The sequence below is a fragment of the Saccharothrix algeriensis genome (genome assembly GCF_016907655.1).
Taxonomy (GTDB): Bacteria; Actinomycetota; Actinomycetes; order Mycobacteriales; family Pseudonocardiaceae; genus Actinosynnema; species Actinosynnema algeriense.
On record NZ_JAFBCL010000001.1, the window covers coordinates 5,009,904 to 5,027,088 of the forward strand.

Annotated in this window: 15 protein-coding genes; 8 read left to right on the forward strand and 7 right to left on the reverse strand. The window is 73.9% G+C overall.

The annotated features are described in order from the left end of the window. Positions 1 to 273 precede the first annotated feature (273 nt). Positions 274 to 786 (reverse strand): ribonuclease FAU-1 family protein, encoded by a 513-nt coding sequence (locus JOE68_RS22965; protein WP_204846242.1) that lies wholly within the window; start codon positions 784 to 786, stop codon positions 274 to 276. Positions 787 to 897: 111 nt separating this feature from the next. Between JOE68_RS22965 and JOE68_RS22970 the strand changes: the two genes are divergently transcribed. The 3 genes from JOE68_RS22970 (at position 898) to JOE68_RS22980 (ending at position 5,132) form a co-directional block, all read left to right on the forward strand. Beyond that, positions 898 to 2,115 carry a DUF5685 family protein gene (locus JOE68_RS22970; RefSeq protein ID WP_204844352.1) on the forward strand — a complete coding sequence of 406 codons (1,218 nt, stop codon included), beginning with the start codon at positions 898 to 900 and terminating at the stop codon, positions 2,113 to 2,115. Between the two features lie 101 nt (positions 2,116 to 2,216). Further along, positions 2,217 to 4,373, forward strand: a complete 2,157-nt coding sequence (uvrB, locus tag JOE68_RS22975) for an excinuclease ABC subunit UvrB (protein WP_307819831.1) — start codon at positions 2,217 to 2,219, stop codon at positions 4,371 to 4,373. Positions 4,374 to 4,775: 402 nt separating this feature from the next. Continuing rightward, the gene (locus tag JOE68_RS22980) at positions 4,776 to 5,132 is read left to right on the forward strand and encodes an MmcQ/YjbR family DNA-binding protein (protein WP_204844353.1); all 357 of its coding nucleotides are present in this window, start codon (positions 4,776 to 4,778) and stop codon (positions 5,130 to 5,132) included. A gap of 244 nt (positions 5,133 to 5,376) precedes the next feature. On the opposite strand, the gene JOE68_RS22985 is transcribed toward JOE68_RS22980, so the two are convergent. Together JOE68_RS22985 and JOE68_RS22990 are read right to left on the reverse strand one after the other, a co-directional pair. Beyond that, on the reverse strand, positions 5,377 to 6,306 hold the full coding sequence (locus JOE68_RS22985; protein WP_204844354.1) for a DUF2705 family protein: 930 nt from the start codon (positions 6,304 to 6,306) through the stop codon (positions 5,377 to 5,379). Beyond that, complete coding sequence (locus JOE68_RS22990) at positions 6,306 to 9,173, reverse strand: alpha/beta fold hydrolase (protein WP_204844355.1); 2,868 nt, start codon at positions 9,171 to 9,173, stop codon at positions 6,306 to 6,308. Before JOE68_RS22990 ends, JOE68_RS22985 begins: the two co-directional genes overlap by 1 nt. Before the next feature lie 298 nt (positions 9,174 to 9,471). Between JOE68_RS22990 and JOE68_RS22995 the strand changes: the two genes are divergently transcribed. The 5 genes from JOE68_RS22995 (at position 9,472) to JOE68_RS23015 (ending at position 14,500) form a co-directional block, all read left to right on the forward strand. Then, positions 9,472 to 10,470 carry a TerC family protein gene (locus JOE68_RS22995; RefSeq protein ID WP_204844356.1) on the forward strand — a complete coding sequence of 333 codons (999 nt, stop codon included), beginning with the start codon at positions 9,472 to 9,474 and terminating at the stop codon, positions 10,468 to 10,470. Positions 10,471 to 10,557: 87 nt separating this feature from the next. Next, entirely contained in the window at positions 10,558 to 12,462 is a 1,905-nt protein-coding gene (locus JOE68_RS23000) for a S9 family peptidase (RefSeq protein WP_204844357.1), read from the forward strand. A gap of 83 nt (positions 12,463 to 12,545) precedes the next feature. Then, entirely contained in the window at positions 12,546 to 13,259 is a 714-nt protein-coding gene (locus JOE68_RS23005) for a Crp/Fnr family transcriptional regulator (protein WP_204844358.1), read from the forward strand. 56 nt (positions 13,260 to 13,315) lie between these two features. Then, complete coding sequence (locus JOE68_RS23010; protein ID WP_307819833.1) at positions 13,316 to 13,906, forward strand: hypothetical protein; 591 nt, start codon at positions 13,316 to 13,318, stop codon at positions 13,904 to 13,906. 33 nt (positions 13,907 to 13,939) lie between these two features. Beyond that, positions 13,940 to 14,500 carry a GNAT family N-acetyltransferase gene (locus JOE68_RS23015; RefSeq protein WP_204844360.1) on the forward strand — a complete coding sequence of 187 codons (561 nt, stop codon included), beginning with the start codon at positions 13,940 to 13,942 and terminating at the stop codon, positions 14,498 to 14,500. Between the two features lie 21 nt (positions 14,501 to 14,521). On the opposite strand, the gene JOE68_RS23020 is transcribed toward JOE68_RS23015, so the two are convergent. From JOE68_RS23020 to JOE68_RS23035, 4 genes are all read right to left on the reverse strand, one after another. After that, on the reverse strand, positions 14,522 to 15,076 hold the full coding sequence (locus tag JOE68_RS23020; RefSeq protein WP_204844361.1) for a DNA-binding protein: 555 nt from the start codon (positions 15,074 to 15,076) through the stop codon (positions 14,522 to 14,524). Between the two features lie 109 nt (positions 15,077 to 15,185). Continuing rightward, positions 15,186 to 16,019: a hypothetical protein gene (locus tag JOE68_RS23025; RefSeq protein WP_204844362.1), complete on the reverse strand. Its 834-nt coding sequence runs from the start codon at positions 16,017 to 16,019 to the stop codon at positions 15,186 to 15,188. Positions 16,020 to 16,152: 133 nt separating this feature from the next. Beyond that, positions 16,153 to 16,668, reverse strand: coding sequence for a YbaB/EbfC family nucleoid-associated protein (locus JOE68_RS23030; protein ID WP_204844363.1), 516 nt, complete (start codon positions 16,666 to 16,668; stop codon positions 16,153 to 16,155). Between the two features lie 99 nt (positions 16,669 to 16,767). Then, positions 16,768 to 17,136, reverse strand: coding sequence for an FKBP-type peptidyl-prolyl cis-trans isomerase (locus JOE68_RS23035; RefSeq protein WP_204844364.1), 369 nt, complete (start codon positions 17,134 to 17,136; stop codon positions 16,768 to 16,770). Positions 17,137 to 17,185 lie beyond the last annotated feature (49 nt).

Genomic DNA, 17,185 nt, shown 5'->3' on the forward strand with positions numbered 1-17,185 from the left:
GTGGGGCATTCCAGCCGCAGTCCCCAGTGCTCGACGCGACAGGTGGTCAGGTGCCGGGAAGTGCCCGAGGAGTAGCTCCGAACTGCGCTGATGGTGTCGACCACGTCGACGAGCCGAGGTGTGATGACCGCTCCCACAACATCCGAGGGTAGCCCTGGGTAGGCACCTGGTAACACTGCGGGTCGATTTGTTACATCACGGTCTGTGCTGTAAGGGATCTCTTTCCGGTGACGAACAGCAGGGGTGGTTGACCGGAAAATCTCACCCTCTGTATTAACACCGCCGCCAGGTGGTCACGGTGCCCTGCGCCGCCAGCCAGCGCACCGCGTCGTGCCCGTGGGCCGCGATGCCGGCGACCGCGCGGTAGGTGGTCTCCAGCGCCCACTGGGCCCGGTGCGGCTGGACGAGGCCGCGGTCCAGGGCGGCCAGCAGTTCGTCGGTGTCCAGCACGGTGACGCTCCGGCCGGTGCGCACGAGCAGGTCCAGGTAGAGGTCGACGGTCTTCCACACCGAGCCGCCGGAGCTGATCTCCACGACGTCCACGTAGAAGTCGTAGTCGCGCTCGTGGCCGGGGTGCCAGGACTGGCGGGTGACGCGGAGGCCGTGCGCGGGCAGCAGCCACGACTCGAAGTGGCACAGCTCCGGGTGGCCGGGCACCGGGCGGGACATGTAGAGGCCGGCCCGGGTCAGCCGGTACTCCTCGACGCCGCGCAGGTGGCCCTTCGGGTCGGTGTTGCTCTTGGCGTCCAGGTCGAAGTACTCGACCTTCGGCGGGTGGATGTGCATGGGGGAGGTCCCTGCCGCGCTCGGCGTCACGCCCGGCACCATAGGCGCCGCTGCCCGCCGAACACCTGATTTTGTCACCCGAAAGTGTGAACGTCGCTTAGTCTGCGCACCATGTTCGGGATCATCCGCCCGTGCCGCAACCGCCTGGGCGCGGACCTGCGCGAGTCGTGGCTCGCGCACCTGTGCGGCCTGTGCCTGGCGCTGCGCGACGACCACGGCCACCTGGCGCGCGTGGTCACCAACTACGACGGCCTGGTCGTGTCGGCCCTCGTGGAGGCCCAGACGACCCGCTCGCGGCGCGTCGCCGGGCCGTGCGCGCTGCGCGGGATGCGGTCCGCCGACGTGGCGGTGGGCGCGGGCGCGCGGTTGGCGGCGGCGGTGTCGCTGGTGCTGGCGTCGGCGAAGGTCGGCGACCACGTGGCCGACCGGGACGGGGCGTTCCGCCGGGCGCCGGTGCGCGGGCTGGGCAGGCAGGTCGCGCGGCGGTGGGCCGCCCAGGCCGAGTCGACCGGCGCCGACCTGGGGTTCGACACCGGGGTGCTGGTGGCGGCGGTGCGGCGGCAGCCGGCGGTGGAGGCGGCGGCCGGGCGCGGCGGTTCGGTGCTGGCGGTGACCGAGCCGACCGAGACGGCCGCCGGCGAGGCCGTGGCGCAGACCGCGGTCCTGGCCGGGCGCCCGGCCAACGCCGTCGCGCTGCGCGAGGTCGGGCGGCTGTTCGGGCGCCTGGCGCACCTGATCGACGCCGTGGAGGACCTGGCCGGGGACCGCGCGTCGGGCTCGTGGAACCCGCTGGAGGCCACCGGCACGTCGCGCGCCGAAGCGCGGCGGCTGTGCGAGGACGCCGCCCTGGGCATCGAGCTGGCGCTCGAGGACGTGGAGTTCACCGACGGGCGGTTGGTGCACGCCCTGCTGGTGCACGAGGTGCGCGAGTCGATCAGGCGCGCCTTCGGCTCGCCCGGCGGACCCGAGGCCGCGCAGTGCCGCGCGCACGGCGTCGAGGGCGGTGCGCGGGGCTCCGCGCCCGCCGCGGGCGACCGCCCGCCACCGCGGCCGACCGCGGGCAACCGGAAGGGCGAGCAGCCCGGACCCGGTTCGGGCCTGTGGTCCTGGCCGGCCCTGGTCCACCCGCCCCGCTCGCGCGGGGTCCTGCTCGGCTGCCTGGCCGTGCTCTACCAGTGCGGGACCTGCCAGTACTGCTGCCGCGACCCGTTCCCCGGCCCGTGGAGCGGCAAGTGGCGCGACGGCTGCGACTGCGACTGCGGGTCGGGCGACTGCGGCTGCTCCGGGGGTCGCGGGGGCGGCTGCGACTGCTGCGGCTGCGACTGCTGAGGACCGGCCGGCGGGCGGACCGGGCGCGCCGTCAAGGGCTCGTGTCCGGTCTCACCCGCGGCGGCCGGAAATTGTCGTACCCGGGGCGTACCTTCGTGTGCGTGGCTTTCCCTACCGAGATCCCGGTCAAGGCGCACTCGGCGCACCGACCCGTCGGCGACATCCCCCGCACCGACGGGAAGTTCCGCGTGGTCAGCGACTACCAGCCGGCCGGCGACCAGCCCGCCGCGATCGCGGAGCTGGAGCGGCGCGTCCGGGCGGGCGAGAAGGACGTCGTGCTGCTCGGCGCGACCGGCACCGGCAAGTCCGCCACGACGGCGTGGCTGGTGGAGAAGCTGCAGCGCCCCACGCTGGTGATGGCGCCGAACAAGACGCTGGCCGCCCAGCTGGCCAACGAGCTGAAGGAGTTCTTCCCCGACAACGCGGTGGAGTACTTCGTCAGCTACTACGACTACTACCAGCCCGAGGCGTACATCCCGCAGACGGACACCTACATCGAGAAGGACTCCTCGATCAACGAGGACGTGGAGCGCCTGCGGCACTCGGCCACGATGAGCCTGCTGACCAGGCGGGACGTGATCGTGGTCGCCTCGGTGTCGTGCATCTACGGCCTCGGCACGCCCCAGTCGTACCTGGACCGCTCCATCCACCTGGAGGCCGGCGGCGAGGTCGACCGGGACCTGCTGCTGCGCGCCCTGGTGGACGTCCAGTACGCGCGCAACGACGTGGCGTTCAACCGGGGCACCTTCCGGGTCCGCGGCGACACGGTGGAGATCATCCCGGCGTACGAGGAGCTGGCGGTGCGCGTCGAGTTCTTCGGCGACGAGATCGACAAGCTCTACTACCTGCACCCGCTGACCGGCGACGTGGTCCGGGAGGTCGACGAGCTGCGCATCTTCCCGGCGACGCACTACGTGGCCGGGCCGGAGCGGATGGAGAAGGCCATCCACAACATCGAGGCGGAGCTGGCCGAGCAGCTGGGCCGGATGGAGCGGCAGGGCAAGCTGCTGGAGGCGCAGCGGCTGCGGATGCGCACCTCCTACGACATCGAGATGATGCGCCAGGTCGGCTTCTGCTCGGGCATCGAGAACTACTCGCGCCACATCGACGACCGGGCCGCGGGCACCGCGCCGGCGACGCTGATCGACTACTTCCCGGACGACTTCCTGCTGGTCATCGACGAGTCGCACGTGACGGTGCCGCAGATCGGCGGCATGTACGAGGGCGACGCCTCGCGCAAGCGCAACCTCGTCGAGCACGGCTTCCGGCTGCCCAGCGCGCTGGACAACCGTCCGCTGACCTGGGAGGAGTTCGCCGACCGCATCGGCCAGACGGTCTACCTGTCGGCGACGCCCGGCCCGTACGAGATGGGCCAGGCGGGCGGCGAGTTCGTGGAGCAGGTCATCCGCCCGACGGGCCTGGTCGACCCGGAGGTGGTCGTCAAGCCGACGGAGGGCCAGATCGACGACCTGGTCCACGAGATCCGGGTGCGGGCCGAGCGCGACGAGCGCGTCCTGGTCACCACGCTGACCAAGAAGATGGCCGAGGACCTCACCGACTACCTGCTGGAGCTGGGCATCCGGGTGCGCTACCTGCACTCCGAGGTCGACACGCTGCGCCGGGTCGAGCTGCTGCGCCAGCTCCGCCTGGGCGACTACGACGTGCTCATCGGCATCAACCTGCTGCGCGAGGGCCTGGACCTCCCGGAGGTCTCCCTGGTGTCGATCCTGGACGCCGACAAGGAGGGCTTCCTCCGGTCCGGCACGAGCCTCATCCAGACGATCGGCCGCGCGGCGCGCAACGTGTCGGGCCAGGTCCACATGTACGCGGACCGCGTCACCGACTCGATGCGGCACGCGATCGACGAGACCAACCGCCGGCGGGCCAAGCAGGTCGCGTACAACGAGGAGCGCGGCCTCGACCCGCAGCCGCTGCGCAAGAAGATCACCGACATCCTGGAGCAGGTCTACGCCGAGGCCGAGGACGCGATCGAGCCGGGCGGCTCGGGCCGCAACGCCTCGCGCGGCAAGAAGCCGACCGGCGAGCCGGGCGCGAGCGGGCGCAGCTCCGGCGTCCTGGCCGACCGCGACACCGCCGGCATGGCCCGGTCGGAGCTGGCGGACCTGGTGCAGCAGCTGACGGACCAGATGATGAACGCGGCGCGGGAGCTCCAGTTCGAGCTGGCCGCCCGCCTGCGCGACGAGATCCAGGACCTGAAGAAGGAGCTGCGCGGCATGGACGCCGCGGGGGTGAAGTAGGGGGCCGGCACGGGCTCCCGCCCGACCGCGCTCGACTTCGGCCGCGCTCGACTTCGGCCGCGCTCCAACCCCGGCTCCGGTCGGCGGCGGCTCGGCCGGTGCCGGGCCGCCCCGGCTGGAGCGTGCCTCGGCTGTGGGGGCCTTCATCCGGTGGGGGCCTTCGGCCGGTGGGTGTCTCGTCCTGCGTGCGCCCCGTTCGGTGGGCGCCTCGTCGGGTGGGCGTCTCGTCCGGTGGGCGTCTCGTCCGGTGGATGCCTCGGGTGGTGGGCGTCTCGTCCGGGTCGCGCCTCGACCGGAGCACGCCTCGATCGGAGCGCGCCCCGGCAGGTGGGGTCTCGTCCGGTGGGGCTCCCGCCCGGTGGGCGCCCGGTTTTGTCGGTGGGGCCGGCTAGCGTGGGCGCCATGACGCTCGACGAGGTGATCGCGCACTGCCTGGCCAAGCCCGGCGCCCGGGAGACCTACCCCTGGGGTGACGGGGAGCTGGTCTGCAAGGTCGGCGGCAAGGCTTTCGCGTTCATCGGGCTGGCGGCCGAGTTCGTGAGCGTGAAGTGCGGGGCGAGCGCCGACGAGGCCGCCGAGTGGCGGGAGCGCTTCCCCGAGGACATCACGGTCGGCGCCTACTTCGGCCGCTACGGCTGGAACCGGGTGCAGCTGGGCGGGGCCGTGCCGGAGGACGAGGTGCGCGAGCTGCTCGACCGGTCCTACGAGGCGGTGGTCGCCAAGCTGCCGAAGGCGAAGCGGCCCCCGGTGCCGGCCTGAGGCACGGGCTCGCGACTCCCGGCGCCGGTTCGCGGCGTGCGCCGGCGCGGCCCCCGACGCCGACTCGAACCGCAGGCTCGGCGATCCCCGAACGATTGTCCCTGACCGCGATTCCCGACCGCGATTCCCGACCGCGGCCCTTGTCCGTGATCCCGACTGCGGCCCTCGACTGCGGCCCTCGACTGCGGCCCCCAACGCCGGCCCGCCGAGCCGGCCCGGTCGCCGCGGCGACCGGGCCGACCGGTCAGCTCGTGATGTCCTTGCGGGCGAACTTGCGGGCGGCCAGGAGGGTGAAGAAGGCGCCGTAGGCCAGGGCCGAGAAGACGCCCTTCGCCATCTGGGACCAGTCGACGTCGGTCGACAGCAGGTCCGCCCAGGCCAGCGCGTAGTGCGTCGGCAGGTAGTCGCGCAGGTCCTCCAGCGCTGTGATCTGGTCCAGGATCTGCGACAGGATCGACGCCAGCACCGCTCCGCCGACCGCGCCCAGCGGCGCGTCGGTCGACACCGACAGGTACAGCGCCAGGCCCGCCACCCAGAACAGGTGGATCGAGATGTAGCAGACCGCCAGCGCCAGCGAGACCACGCCCGAGCCGAACGACGACGCCTCGCCGGTCGGGCTGACCGCCTCGCCCGCCCCGTACCAGCCGACGCCGACGGCCAGCGCCACGGCGGGCAGCAGGACGAGGGCCGCCAGCGCCAGCAGGCCGGACGCCAGCGCCTTCTTGCGCAGCAGCCGGTGCCGCGGCACGGGCGCCGCCAGCAGGTACTTCAGGCTCGACCACGACGCCTCGGACGCGATCGTGTCGCCGAAGAACAGCGCCACGATCATCGGCAGCAGGAAGCTGCTGCTCACGAACAGCGTCAGGATCACGAAGTTCACGCCGCTGGCCGTCGCCAGGTCCACGAACCCGCCCGACCGCCGGTTCGGCGACGCCTGGCCCAGCTCGAACGCCACCACCAGGATGAACGGCAGCAGCACCAGGAAGCCCAGCACCAGCTGGGTCCGCCGGCGGCGCAGCTGCCGCACCAGCTCCACCCGGATCGGCAGCGTCCGCCGCGCCCGGTAGCCGACCTTCGAGCCGTCCGGCGCCACCGCCGGGTGCTCGTGCTCGGCCGCGTCGGTCAGGTCGGTGATCGCCGACGGATCGGTGTGCACGCCCTGTTCGCCCGCCATCACTCGCCCACCAGTTCCAGGAACGCGTCCTCCAGCCGGCGGCGCGGACCGGCCTGGTCCACCGCCACCCCCGCCTTCACCAGCGCCTCCAGCGCCTCCGCGCGCGGCGTGCCGCCCAGGCCGACGTGCACCTGCTCGCCGTCCACCGCCACGCCCCGCACGCCGGCCAGGCCGCGCAGCACCTCGGCCGCCGCCTCGGGCCGGTCGACCCGGAAGCTGGCCTCGCCGCTGCCGGTCGCGATCTCCTCGACCGGGCCGGCCGCGACCAGGGTGCCCTTGTGCATCACCACGACGTGGCTGCACGTCTGCTCGACCTCGGCGAGCAGGTGCGAGGACACCACCACCGTCCGCCCGGCCGCCGCGTAGCGGCGCAGGACGTCGCGCATCTGGTGGATCTGGGGCGGGTCGAGCCCGTTGGTCGGCTCGTCGAGCACCAGCAGGTCCGGCAGGCCCAGCATCGCCTGCGCGATGGCCAGCCGCTGCCGCATCCCCTGGCTGTAGGTGCGGACGCGGCGGTGCACCGCGTCGCCCAGGCCCGCGATCTCCAGCGCCTCGTCGAAGTGCGCCTGCTCCTCGGGCCGGCCGGTCGCCGCCCAGTACAGCCGCAGGTTCGCCCGGCCGGACAGGTGCGGCAGGAAGCCCGAGCCCTCCACGAACGACCCGATCCGGGACAGCACGGGCGCGCCGGGGCTCACCCGGTGCCCGAACACCCTGATCTCGCCCTCCGACGGCGTGATCAGGCCCATCAGCATCCGCAGCGTCGTCGTCTTGCCCGCGCCGTTGGGCCCGAGCAGGCCGAGCACCTGGCCGTGCTCCACCCGGAACGACAGGTCCCGCACGGCCGTCAGGCCGCCCGGGTAGGACTTCGTCAGGCCGGAGATCACCAGCGGCACGCCGGTCAGCTCCGGGTCGACGTCGGCGGCCAGCCGCCGGCGGAACCACGCCACCACCGCCACGACCAGGCAGGCGATGATCACGATGCCGATGCCCCACAGCGCCCCGGTCGGCACGCCGCTGGTCGCGTTCGCGCCCGGCACCACCGGCACCGACAGGTCCGGCGACGCCAGCGAGATCCGGTACGCGGTGGGTTCGGTCGCGTTGGCGTAAGCCTGGTCGGTGGTCGACACCACCAGGTGCAGCCGGTGGTCGCTCTCCACCGGGCGCACCGCGCCGGGCAGCGTCACCGTCACCTCGACCGGCGCGCCGTCGGCGGGCAGGTCCCGGACGCGGATCGGGGCCACCGCCGAGCCGGGCAGCGTGCGCACGCCGTTGGAGTCCGCGTCGTACAGCTTGACGAACAGCACCGCGCCGTCGGCGGGCACCGGCTGGCCGGGCACCGCCGCCACCCGCAGCCGCACCGTCGACGCCCCGGTCAGCAGCACCTGCGAGGTGAACGGCTCGCTGGCGAACACCGCGGCCTGCCCCGGCAGGTCGACCGCCAGCCGCGCGGCGACCGAGCTGGAGCGCGACAGCGCCGAGCCGAGGCCGGGCAGGCTGCTCACCGCCGCCGGGTTGCCGCCCGCCGGGTTGACCACCGTCTGCTCGCGGCCGGCCAGCGGCACGGCCCGGCGCTCGACCGGCTCAGAGCCGGGCAGCCCCGGGTAGTGCGGCGCGACCACGGTGCGCAGGGAGGGCGAGCCGCTGCTGCGGAACGCGCCCACCACCGTGTACTCGAAGCTGACGCCCGGGTCGGCGCCCTTGCCGTCGAGGTGGAAGGCCAGCCAGTCGGCGATCCGCCCGCGCAGCTCGGGGCCGGGGGAGCCGCCGTCGTGGCCGCCCGCGTACCAGACGACCTTGACCTTCGCGCCGTTGGCGGCGATCTGGCGGGCGTTGGCGTCGGCCTGGTCGAGGCCGAACAGGGTGTCCTGCTCGCCCTGCACGATCAGGGTCGGCTGGGTGATCCGGTTGGTCACCTCGGCGGGCGACGCGCGGCGCAGCACCTCCAGCGTGCGCGCACTGGCCCGGCCGGTGGTCGCCACGTCGGTGTAGGCGGCGCACACGTCGGCCTGGAACCGGCCGCACGCGCCGTTGACGGGCCCGGTGGGGGGCGAGGCGCCCGGCGGCGGTGGCGCGGTGCTGGTCGGCGCGGTGCTCGTCGGCGCGGCGTCCGCCGGGCCGCCCTCGTCGTCCTGGCCGGGTTCCTGCGCCTCCTGGCCGGGGGTGGCCAGGTCGCCGCCGGACAGCCCGGCGGAGAAGAAGATGCCCGCCCACGACCGCTTGAACACGCCGTCCTGGCCGAACGCGCCGGGCGAGACCGAGGAGGCGTCCACGGCGTCGGCGCGCGCGGCGTTCGGCAGCAGCGCCTGGCCGAGGTCGTTGTAGGTGATCACCGGGGCGATCGTGTCGACCCGCCGGTCCACGCCCGCGAGCGAGAGCGCCAGCGCGCCGCCGTAGGAGCCGCCGGTCACGCCGACCCTCGGGTCGCCCGCCGCGTCGGTGCGCACCTCCTCGCGGGTGGCCAGCCAGTCCAGCAGCTTCTGCGCGTCGCGGACCTCGTGGTCCAGCGAGTTCAGCGCGATCTGGCCGGTGCTGCGGCCGAAGCCGCGCGCCGAGTAGGCGAGCACGACGAACCCGCGCTGCGCCAGCTCGGTCGCCTGCGCGGCCACGCCGTCCTTGCTGCCGCCGAAGCCGTGCGGCAGCAGCACCGCCGGAGCTGGGGTGCGCTCGGGCAGGTAGAGGGTGGTGTCGAGTTGGATCGCCCGGTCGCTGTCCGGGCTCTCCGGCACGTCGATCACCGCGTCGCGCGTGCTCACCGGGGGCGGGTCGTCGCCCTGCCGCGCCCAGACCACGACGGCGCCCACCAGGGCGACCAGCACGACCAGCGCGGGGAGCGACCACCTGCCGCGGAAGCGGGAGGAGTGGGCCACCTTGTTGACCTTAGGCGGAACGGGGCCGAATGGCCGCGTTTGCTGAGAACACGGTGTCACCGGGGTGGTCCTGCTCTCAGCTTGTGCGCACCCGGCCGGGTAAGACTGATCACCCCGGCTGGCGCGGAGCCGCAATGATGCGTGAGACTGTGCGCAGTGTGGAGGGGAGTACTCCCTGAGCGGCGGTGTCGTCAGCACGGAGCCCAGCGTGGGGGTCCCGGTACCGTCGGCCGACCAGCAGGTCGGTGGAGGAGACCTCCGGTCATTGGCGTGCGCGCGATGTACCGGAGGTGTCTTGATGGGTGTTCCCGCGTGGTTGTGGATCGCGACGATCGCAGGGCTGCTGGCGCTGCTCGCGATCGACCTGTTCATCGTCGACCGCAAACCGCACGAGGTCACCATCGGTGAGGCCGGCCGGTGGGTCACGTTCTACGTCGCGGTGGCCGTCGCGTTCGGGCTCGGCCTCTGGTACTTCTCCGGCGGCACGTACGCGGGCGAGTTCTTCGCCGGCTACATCACCGAGTACTCGCTCAGCGTCGACAACCTGTTCATCTTCCTGATCATCATGACCACCTTCAAGGTGCCGGCGATCCACCAGCACAAGGTGCTGCTGATCGGCATCGTGATGGCGCTGGTCATGCGCGGCGTCTTCATCGCCGTCGGCGCGGCGGTCATCGCGCAGTTCAGCTGGGTCTTCTACCTCTTCGGCGCGTTCCTGATCTACACCGGCTACAAGCTGGCGCGCACCGACCACGCCGAGGAGGAGGAAGAGGGGTTCAAGGAGAACGCGGCGCTGCGCTTCGTGCGCCGGATCTTCCCGGTGGCCGACAGCTACCACGGGTCGAAGTCGTTCATCCGGGTCAACGGCAAGCGGTTCGTCACCCCGATGTTCATCGTGATGGTCGCCATCGGCACGACCGACCTGCTGTTCGCGCTGGACTCCATCCCGGCGATCTTCGGCCTGACCAAGGAGCCGTTCCTGGTCTTCACCGCCAACGCGTTCGCCCTGATGGGCCTGCGGCAGCTGTACTTCCTGCTCGGCGGCCTGCTGAACAAGCTGGTGTACCTGTCGATCGGCCTGTCGGTGATCCTGGGCTTCATCGGCGTGAAGCTGATCCTGGAGGCGCTGCACCAGAACTCGCTGCCCTTCCTCAACGGCGGCGAGCCGCTGCCGGTGCCGGTGATCGGGATCGAGCTGTCGCTGTCGGTGATCGTGGGCGTGCTGGCCATCACCACGGTCGCGTCGCTGATCAAGGTCCGGCGCGACCCGGAGGCGGTCAAGACCCCCGTCAAGTGAGCGCGCCCGCCGGGCCGTCGGGCGGCGGCACTGTGAGCGTCAAAATCTCGTAAGCCTTGCTAACGAGTTTTGGGGTAGCGTGCTCGCGTGCGCCCCGATGACTTGCAGTCGCTGACCCTGCCCGGCTCCCTGTCGGTGCGGGGGGACCTCGTCCTGGTCAACACCGCCACGCCGGACGTCGCCGCGGACGCCTACCGGGGTGGGCTGCACGCCGTGTCCCTGGCGGGTGGCGCCCGGCGCTGGACCTGGGCGGAGCGCGATTCCGCGCCCCGGATCTCCCCGGACGGGCGGTGGGTCGCGTTCCTGCGCGCCGACGGACCGGGCGCCGCGCCGCAGCTGCACGTCATGCCGGCCACCGGCGGTGACGCGCGGCGCCTCACGGACCTGCGGCTGGGCGCGGGCGCGCCGGCGTGGTCGCCCGACTCGCGGCGCCTCGCCTTCACCGCCCGCGTGCCCGAGGCCGGTCGCTACGGCGCCACGCCGCCCGCGGGCGGCGACGCGCCGACGCCGGAGGCCGAGGCGCCCCGGCACATCCAGCGGCTGGACTACCGGCTCGACGACGTCGGCTTCACCGCCGACCGCCACCCCCGGCTGTTCACCGTCGACGTGCTCGCCGAGGCGCCCGCGCCGGTCGAGCTGACCGACGGCGCGTTCAAGGTGGGCGAGCCGGCGTGGACGGCCGACGGCTCCGCGCTGGTGTTCGTCGCCGACCGCGACCTGGGCGCGGTCGAGACGCTCTACGAGGACCTCTACACGGTGCCCGCCGACGGCGGCGAGCCCGAGCTGCTGGTGCAGTCGCCGGGTCAGGCCGGGTGCCCGGTGGCGCTGCCCGACGGCGGCGTCCTGTTCTACTCGACCGAGACCGACGGCGTGCACACCGTCGCGCGCAACACGAGCGTGTGGCGGTGCTCCGTCGGCGCGCTCACCCGCCTCACCGAGGAGGAGAGCGTCGACTGCGAGCGCGGTTCCGGGCCGCCGGTCGTGGTGGGCGACGGCGTGCTGGTGGCCGTGCGCAACCGCGGCGCGGTCGAGCTGCGCCGCGTGCCGCTCGACGGCGTCGAGCTGCCCCTGGCCGAGCTGGAGCTGCTGGCGGGCGCCGAGGCCGAGGTGAAGTCGTTCGCGGCCGACGGCGACGTGGTCGTGGCCGTCGTCTCGCGCCCGGACAGCCCGGGTGAGGTCGTGCGGGTCGGCGGGGACGTGCTGACGTCCTTCGGCGCCGGCGTGCCGCTGCGGCCGGCGGTCGAGCTGACCGGGTCGGCCTCGGACGGCTACCCGGTGCACGGCTGGCTGGTGCTGCCCGAGGGCGAGGGGCCGCACCCGGTGGTGCTGGCGGTGCACGGCGGGCCGTTCATGTACCACGGCTGGGGCTTCTTCGACGAGGCCCAGGTGTACGCGGGCGCGGGCTACGCCGTGGTGCTGCCCAACCCGCGCGGCTCGGCCGGGTACGGACAGGCGCACGGCCAGGCCCTGGTCGGCGCGTTCGGGACCGTGGACGTGGACGACGTGCTGTCGCTGCTGGACGTGGCGCTGGAGCGGCCGGACCTGGACGCCGACCGGGTCGGCGTGATGGGCGGGTCCTACGGCGGGTTCATGACCTCCTGGCTGGCGGCCCACCACGGCGAGCGGTTCCGGGCGGCGTGGAGCGAGCGCGCGGTCAACGCGTGGGACTCCTTCGCCGGGTCGTCGGACATCGGCTGGTTCTTCACCGACGCGTACTGCGGGCCCGGCTTGGAGGCGCAGCGGGCCATGTCCCCGCTGACCTACGCGGAGAAGGTGTCCATGCCGTTCATGGTCGTGCACTCCGAGCACGACTGGCGGTGCCCGCTGGAGCAGGCGCAGCGGATGTTCGTCGCGCTGCGGCGCAACGGGGTCGAGGCGGAGATGCTGCTGTTCCCCGGCGAGGGGCACGAGCTGACCCGGTCCGGCCGGCCGCGGCACCGCAAGCAGCGCTTCGACGCCGTGCTGGAGTGGTGGGGGCGGCACCTGTCGTGAGCCCCGGTGCGGTGGAATCGCGGCGCGGCAGCTGATCGCCGGCCCGGTTCGCGGGACACTGGTGCCCCGCGAGGAGGTCTGGCATGACCGCGATCCCACCACCCCGCGCCGGAACGTGGCCCGCCGGCACGTTCCTGGCGCTGCTCTCGCCCGCCAGCCAGGCCGCGCTGCTGGACCTCGGCGTGCCCAAGGCGCACCGGCGCGGCGACGTGGTGCTGCGCGAGGGCGAGCGCTCCGACCACGTGGTGCTGCTGGTGCGCGCGGTGGCGAAGGCGACCGTGGCGCTGGACAACGGCCGCGTCGCGCTGCTGAGCATCAAGGTCGGCGGCGACGTCGTGGGGGAGATGGCGGCGCTGAGCGGCGAGCCGCGCTCGGCGACCATCACGGTGTGCAGCGACGCCCACGTCCGGCTGATCTCCTCCGCGGTGTTCCAGGAGTACCTGGCCCGGCACTCCGACGCGGGCCCCGCCCTCACCCGGGTGATCATGCAGACGCTGCGGTGGGCGGACAAGCGCCGGGTCGACTTCAACGGCTACCCCGCGTCCGTGCGCCTGGCGCGGGTGCTCGACGAGCTGGCCGCCGGCTACGGCCGGGCGGTGCCGGGCGGCGTCACGCTGGACCTCGGCCTGACGCAGCGCGAACTCGGGGCGCTGGTCGGCGCGGAGGAGGACACCGCGCGCAAGGAGCTGCGGGCGCTGCGCGACCGCGGCGTCCTGCGGATGGGGTACCGGACGATCACGATCGTGGATCGCGAGGTGCTGGGCCGCATCGCGTACGACTGCACGGAAACCCGGTGATACCGCTACTTCGCCCGGCGCGCCGGGGCGATGCTGGTGCGGTGGAGCCGGATACCGTGACACCGCTCGACGGACTCGTCTACCGGCTGGTGGTCGCCGTCGACGTCGAGGGCTACAGCAAGCTGGACGCGCTGGACCAGTCGCTGGTGCAGACGAGGCTGGGCGAGGTGCTCGACACCGCCGCCCGCAACGCCGGCCTGGACCGGGGCCGGTGGTACCGCCAGGTGCGCGGGGACGGCGAGCTGGCCGTGCTGCCCGCCGACGTCGACGCGGCGTGGGTGATCGCGCACTTCACCGAGCAGCTGGACCGCGCGCTGCGGGAGCTGCGCGGCAGCGGCACCCCGCTGCGGGTGCGCCTGGCCATGCACTGCGGCGCCCTGACCGCGGGCCGGTTCGGGCTGGTCGGCCACGCGCCGATCGTGACCTGCCGGCTGCTGGACTCCCGGGCCGCGCGCAGGGCGCTGGCGGCCGGCGACGGCGACCTGGTCCTGGTGATCTCCGAGCGCCTGTTCGACGACGTGGTGCGCACCAGGTTCCACGAGCTGGACCCCTCCCGCTTCCGCGCCACCCGCTTCTCGGTCAAGGGGTCCGGCTACGCGGGCTACCTGTGCGCCGGCGCGCCCCGGTCCGAGTTGGTGGAAACCTAGCGGGTCGCGCGGCGGTTGGGGCACGCTCACCGGATGCAGTGGACGGTGCGGGCCGGGCGGCCCGACGACGCGCCCGAGTTGGCCAGGATCAACGTCGATGCCTGGCAGCACGCGTACCGGGGGATCGTCGACGACCCGGTGCTGGACCGGATGCTGCCGGAGAGCAGGCGGCCGGCGTGGGCGCGGGTGCTGGCGCTGCCCGACCCCAGCCGCGTGTTCGTGGCGGTGGACGGCGGCGGCGAGGTCGGCGCCTACTGCGCGGTCGACGCGGTGCGCGAGGCCGGTGACGCCCACCCCGACCTGAACACCGGCGAGCTGGTCGCGATCTACGCCGACCCCCGCCACCGCGGCACCGGTGCGGGGCACGCGGTGCACGAGGCCGGGGTGCGGCACCTCGTGGAGCAGGGGTTCCGGTACGCGGTGCTGTGGGTGTTCCAGGACAACACCAGCAGCCGCGACTTCTACGAATCGCACGGGTGGCGGCACGACGGCCTCGTGCACCGCTACGAGCTGGGCGGCCAGGAGCTGCCGGAGGTCCGCTACGGGCGCTTCCTGCCCGCGCCGCGCCGGCGCTTGGCCGCCGGCCGCGGCTGACCGCCCGGAGCCGGGCCGCCGTCAGGCGGGGACGCCCAGCCGGGCGACCAGGTCCGCCACCCGCCGCGGGTCGCCGCCCGCCAGCAGCCAGTCGCGCGGCGACCCGCACCCGCCCGCGACCGGCAGGTCCGCCCGCTCGGTGGTCATGAAAGCGGCCACCGCCAGCGCGGGCTGGTCGGCGGGCACGGCGGCCAGCACGGCCTCCAGGCCGGGCATCACGCCGGCGGCCGTGAACTGCCACGCGGGCAGCCGCCACGAGCCGCGGTCCTTCCAGCCGACCAGCCGGCCCACGCCGAGGCGGTGGCGGACGCGGCTGGTGTCGACGCCCAGCCGGCGGGCGGCCTCGGCGACGGTCACCGCCGAGTCGCGCAGCACGGCGTGGGCCACCGCGGTCCGGGCGCGGGGCAGGTCGTCGCCGGGCCGGCGCCGCTCGGGGTCCGCGGCGGCGCGGGCGTCGCGCCGGTCGGGGTGCGGCGGGGCGAGCCTCTTCGCGGCGTCGGCGACGAGGGCCAGGAACTCGTCGGGGGTGACCTGCAGACCTGCCTCGGCCAGCACCGCCTCCAGCGCGGGACACATGCGCGCAGGCTATCCCGGCGGTGCGCCGGCGCGCGGCCGGCTGACCCGGATGTCGCAGTCCCCGGCCACCGGCGCGCGACCGGTCGCGGCGGGCGGTCGCGTCGGGTGGTCAGTCCCCGGAGCCGGTGATCAGCGCGACGGCGCGGTCCTTGACGGCCTCGGTCACCTCGGCCACCCGGAAGTCGCGGTCCCGGATGTGCCGCACCAGGGCGGGTTCCGGCGGCAGGCCGTGCTTGCGCAGGTAGTGCGGCACCGCGCCGGCCCAGACCCACGTGCCGTCGGTGCGGAAGTTCAGCGGCACGTCCTGGTCGCCGGGCGCGAACTCGTCCGCGTCCAGGTCCCGCGCGGCCAGCACGACCGGCGCGGCCTCCAGGTAGGTCAGCAGCGCGTCCCGCAGCCGCGGCTCGACCGGCGGTCGGTTCACCACCGGCCGGCCCGCCTCGTCGCGCCCGTCGTAGACGTCGGCGGTGCGCAGCTCGCCCGGCGCCACCGCCTCGGCCCGCGGCGGCAGGCCCACCCGCTGCCGCAGCCAGTCCGGGATGCGGTCGTCGGCGCGGGGGAACGCGCGCAGCTCGTCCTGGAAGCCGATCACCGGCGGCGCGTTGCGCCAGCGCGGCTCCTCCTCGGCGTCGAAGTCGACGGCGAACCGGCTCGGCGCCTCGATCTCGTAGACCGCGCGCAGCCACGTGCCCCGGTCCGGGGTGTACATGCCCGCGCGGAGCCGGCCGAACAGCTGCACCACGTCCATCGGCGGGCGCACCGGCCGCCACTGCCCGTCCGGCCCCGCGAACGCCAGGTCCACCTCGATGTGCCGGCCCGCCGCCCGGTACTCGGCCCGGATCCGCTGCCAGCCCTGCGGGAGCGCGGGGAGCATGGCCCGCCCGATCCGCCGGACGAGCTGCTGCTGCTCCTGCTCGGACAGCGGTGTGGCTGGCTGGCTCATGCGCTCGAACACCCCTCGGCTCCCCCCGGAAACGGTGCGCCGATCTTAACGGCCGCACCGGTCGACCGTGGCCGGGTTGGCCGACCGCGCAGGTCAGCGGCCGTCCGCGGGGGCGAGCCGGGCACCGGGGCCGTCAGGTCAGGAACGACTCCCCGCCGAAGTCGTCATCGTCGTCCGGCCGGCGCGCGGGCGGGCGGTGCGCGGGCGGTGGTGGCGGCCGGTGGTCGTCCTCGATGCCGAAGCGGATCTCCCGGTTCACCGGCCGCGGGAAGTCCTCCTGCGGCGGTGGCGGGAAGTTCTTCCTCGCCTCGGCGAACAACGCGTTGGCCGTCTCGTCCCGGGTGCCGATGGTCTCGGCCATGGCCTGCTGGAGCAGTTCGGGGATGCGGGACTGCGCGCGCTGCAGCGTCCGCATCACCTCCGCCGACACCTCGGCCATCCGCTTGCCGCCGGCGGCCTCGGCGATCACCAGGTCCGTGAGGATGCCGTTCGAGCCGATGGTGAGCCGGACCAGGCCGTCCTTCGACGTCTCCGTGATGGACAGGTCCTGCACGTGCTCGGCCATCCGCTGGTAGCGGGCGGCCTTCTGCTCGATGTCCGTCTGCCACTGTTCGAGCATCCGCTCGGACGAGCCGATGTCCTCGGGCACGGCGGCTTCCCCCCTCGATCGCGCTGGTGGTGCTCCACTCCGGATGACGCGGCGGTGGCCGGCCCGGTTCCGGATCGCCGCCGGAACCGGGCGCGCGGGCTAGTTCACGCCCAGCAGGTCCACCACGAAGACCAGCGTCTCGCCGGGCTTGATCACGCCGCCCGCGCCGCGGTCGCCGTAGCCCAGGTGCGGCGGGATGACCAGCTTGCGCCGGCCGCCGACCTTCATGCCCTGCACGCCCCGGTCCCAGCCCGCGATGACGCGGCCGCCGCCCAGCAGGAAGGTGAACGCCTCGCCGCGGTCCCAGGAGGCGTCGAACTGCTCACCGGTGGAGTGGGCGACGCCGACGTAGTGCACGTGCACCAGCTGACCGGCCTGGGCCTCGGTGCCCTCGCCGACGGTGATGTCCTCGACCAGCAGGTCCGCGGGCGCCGGACCCTCGTGCGGCTCGACCACGGGCTTGGTCATGTTCGCTCCTGTGTTGGATTGCCGCGACTTCGTCGCGGCGGCTCGGCCG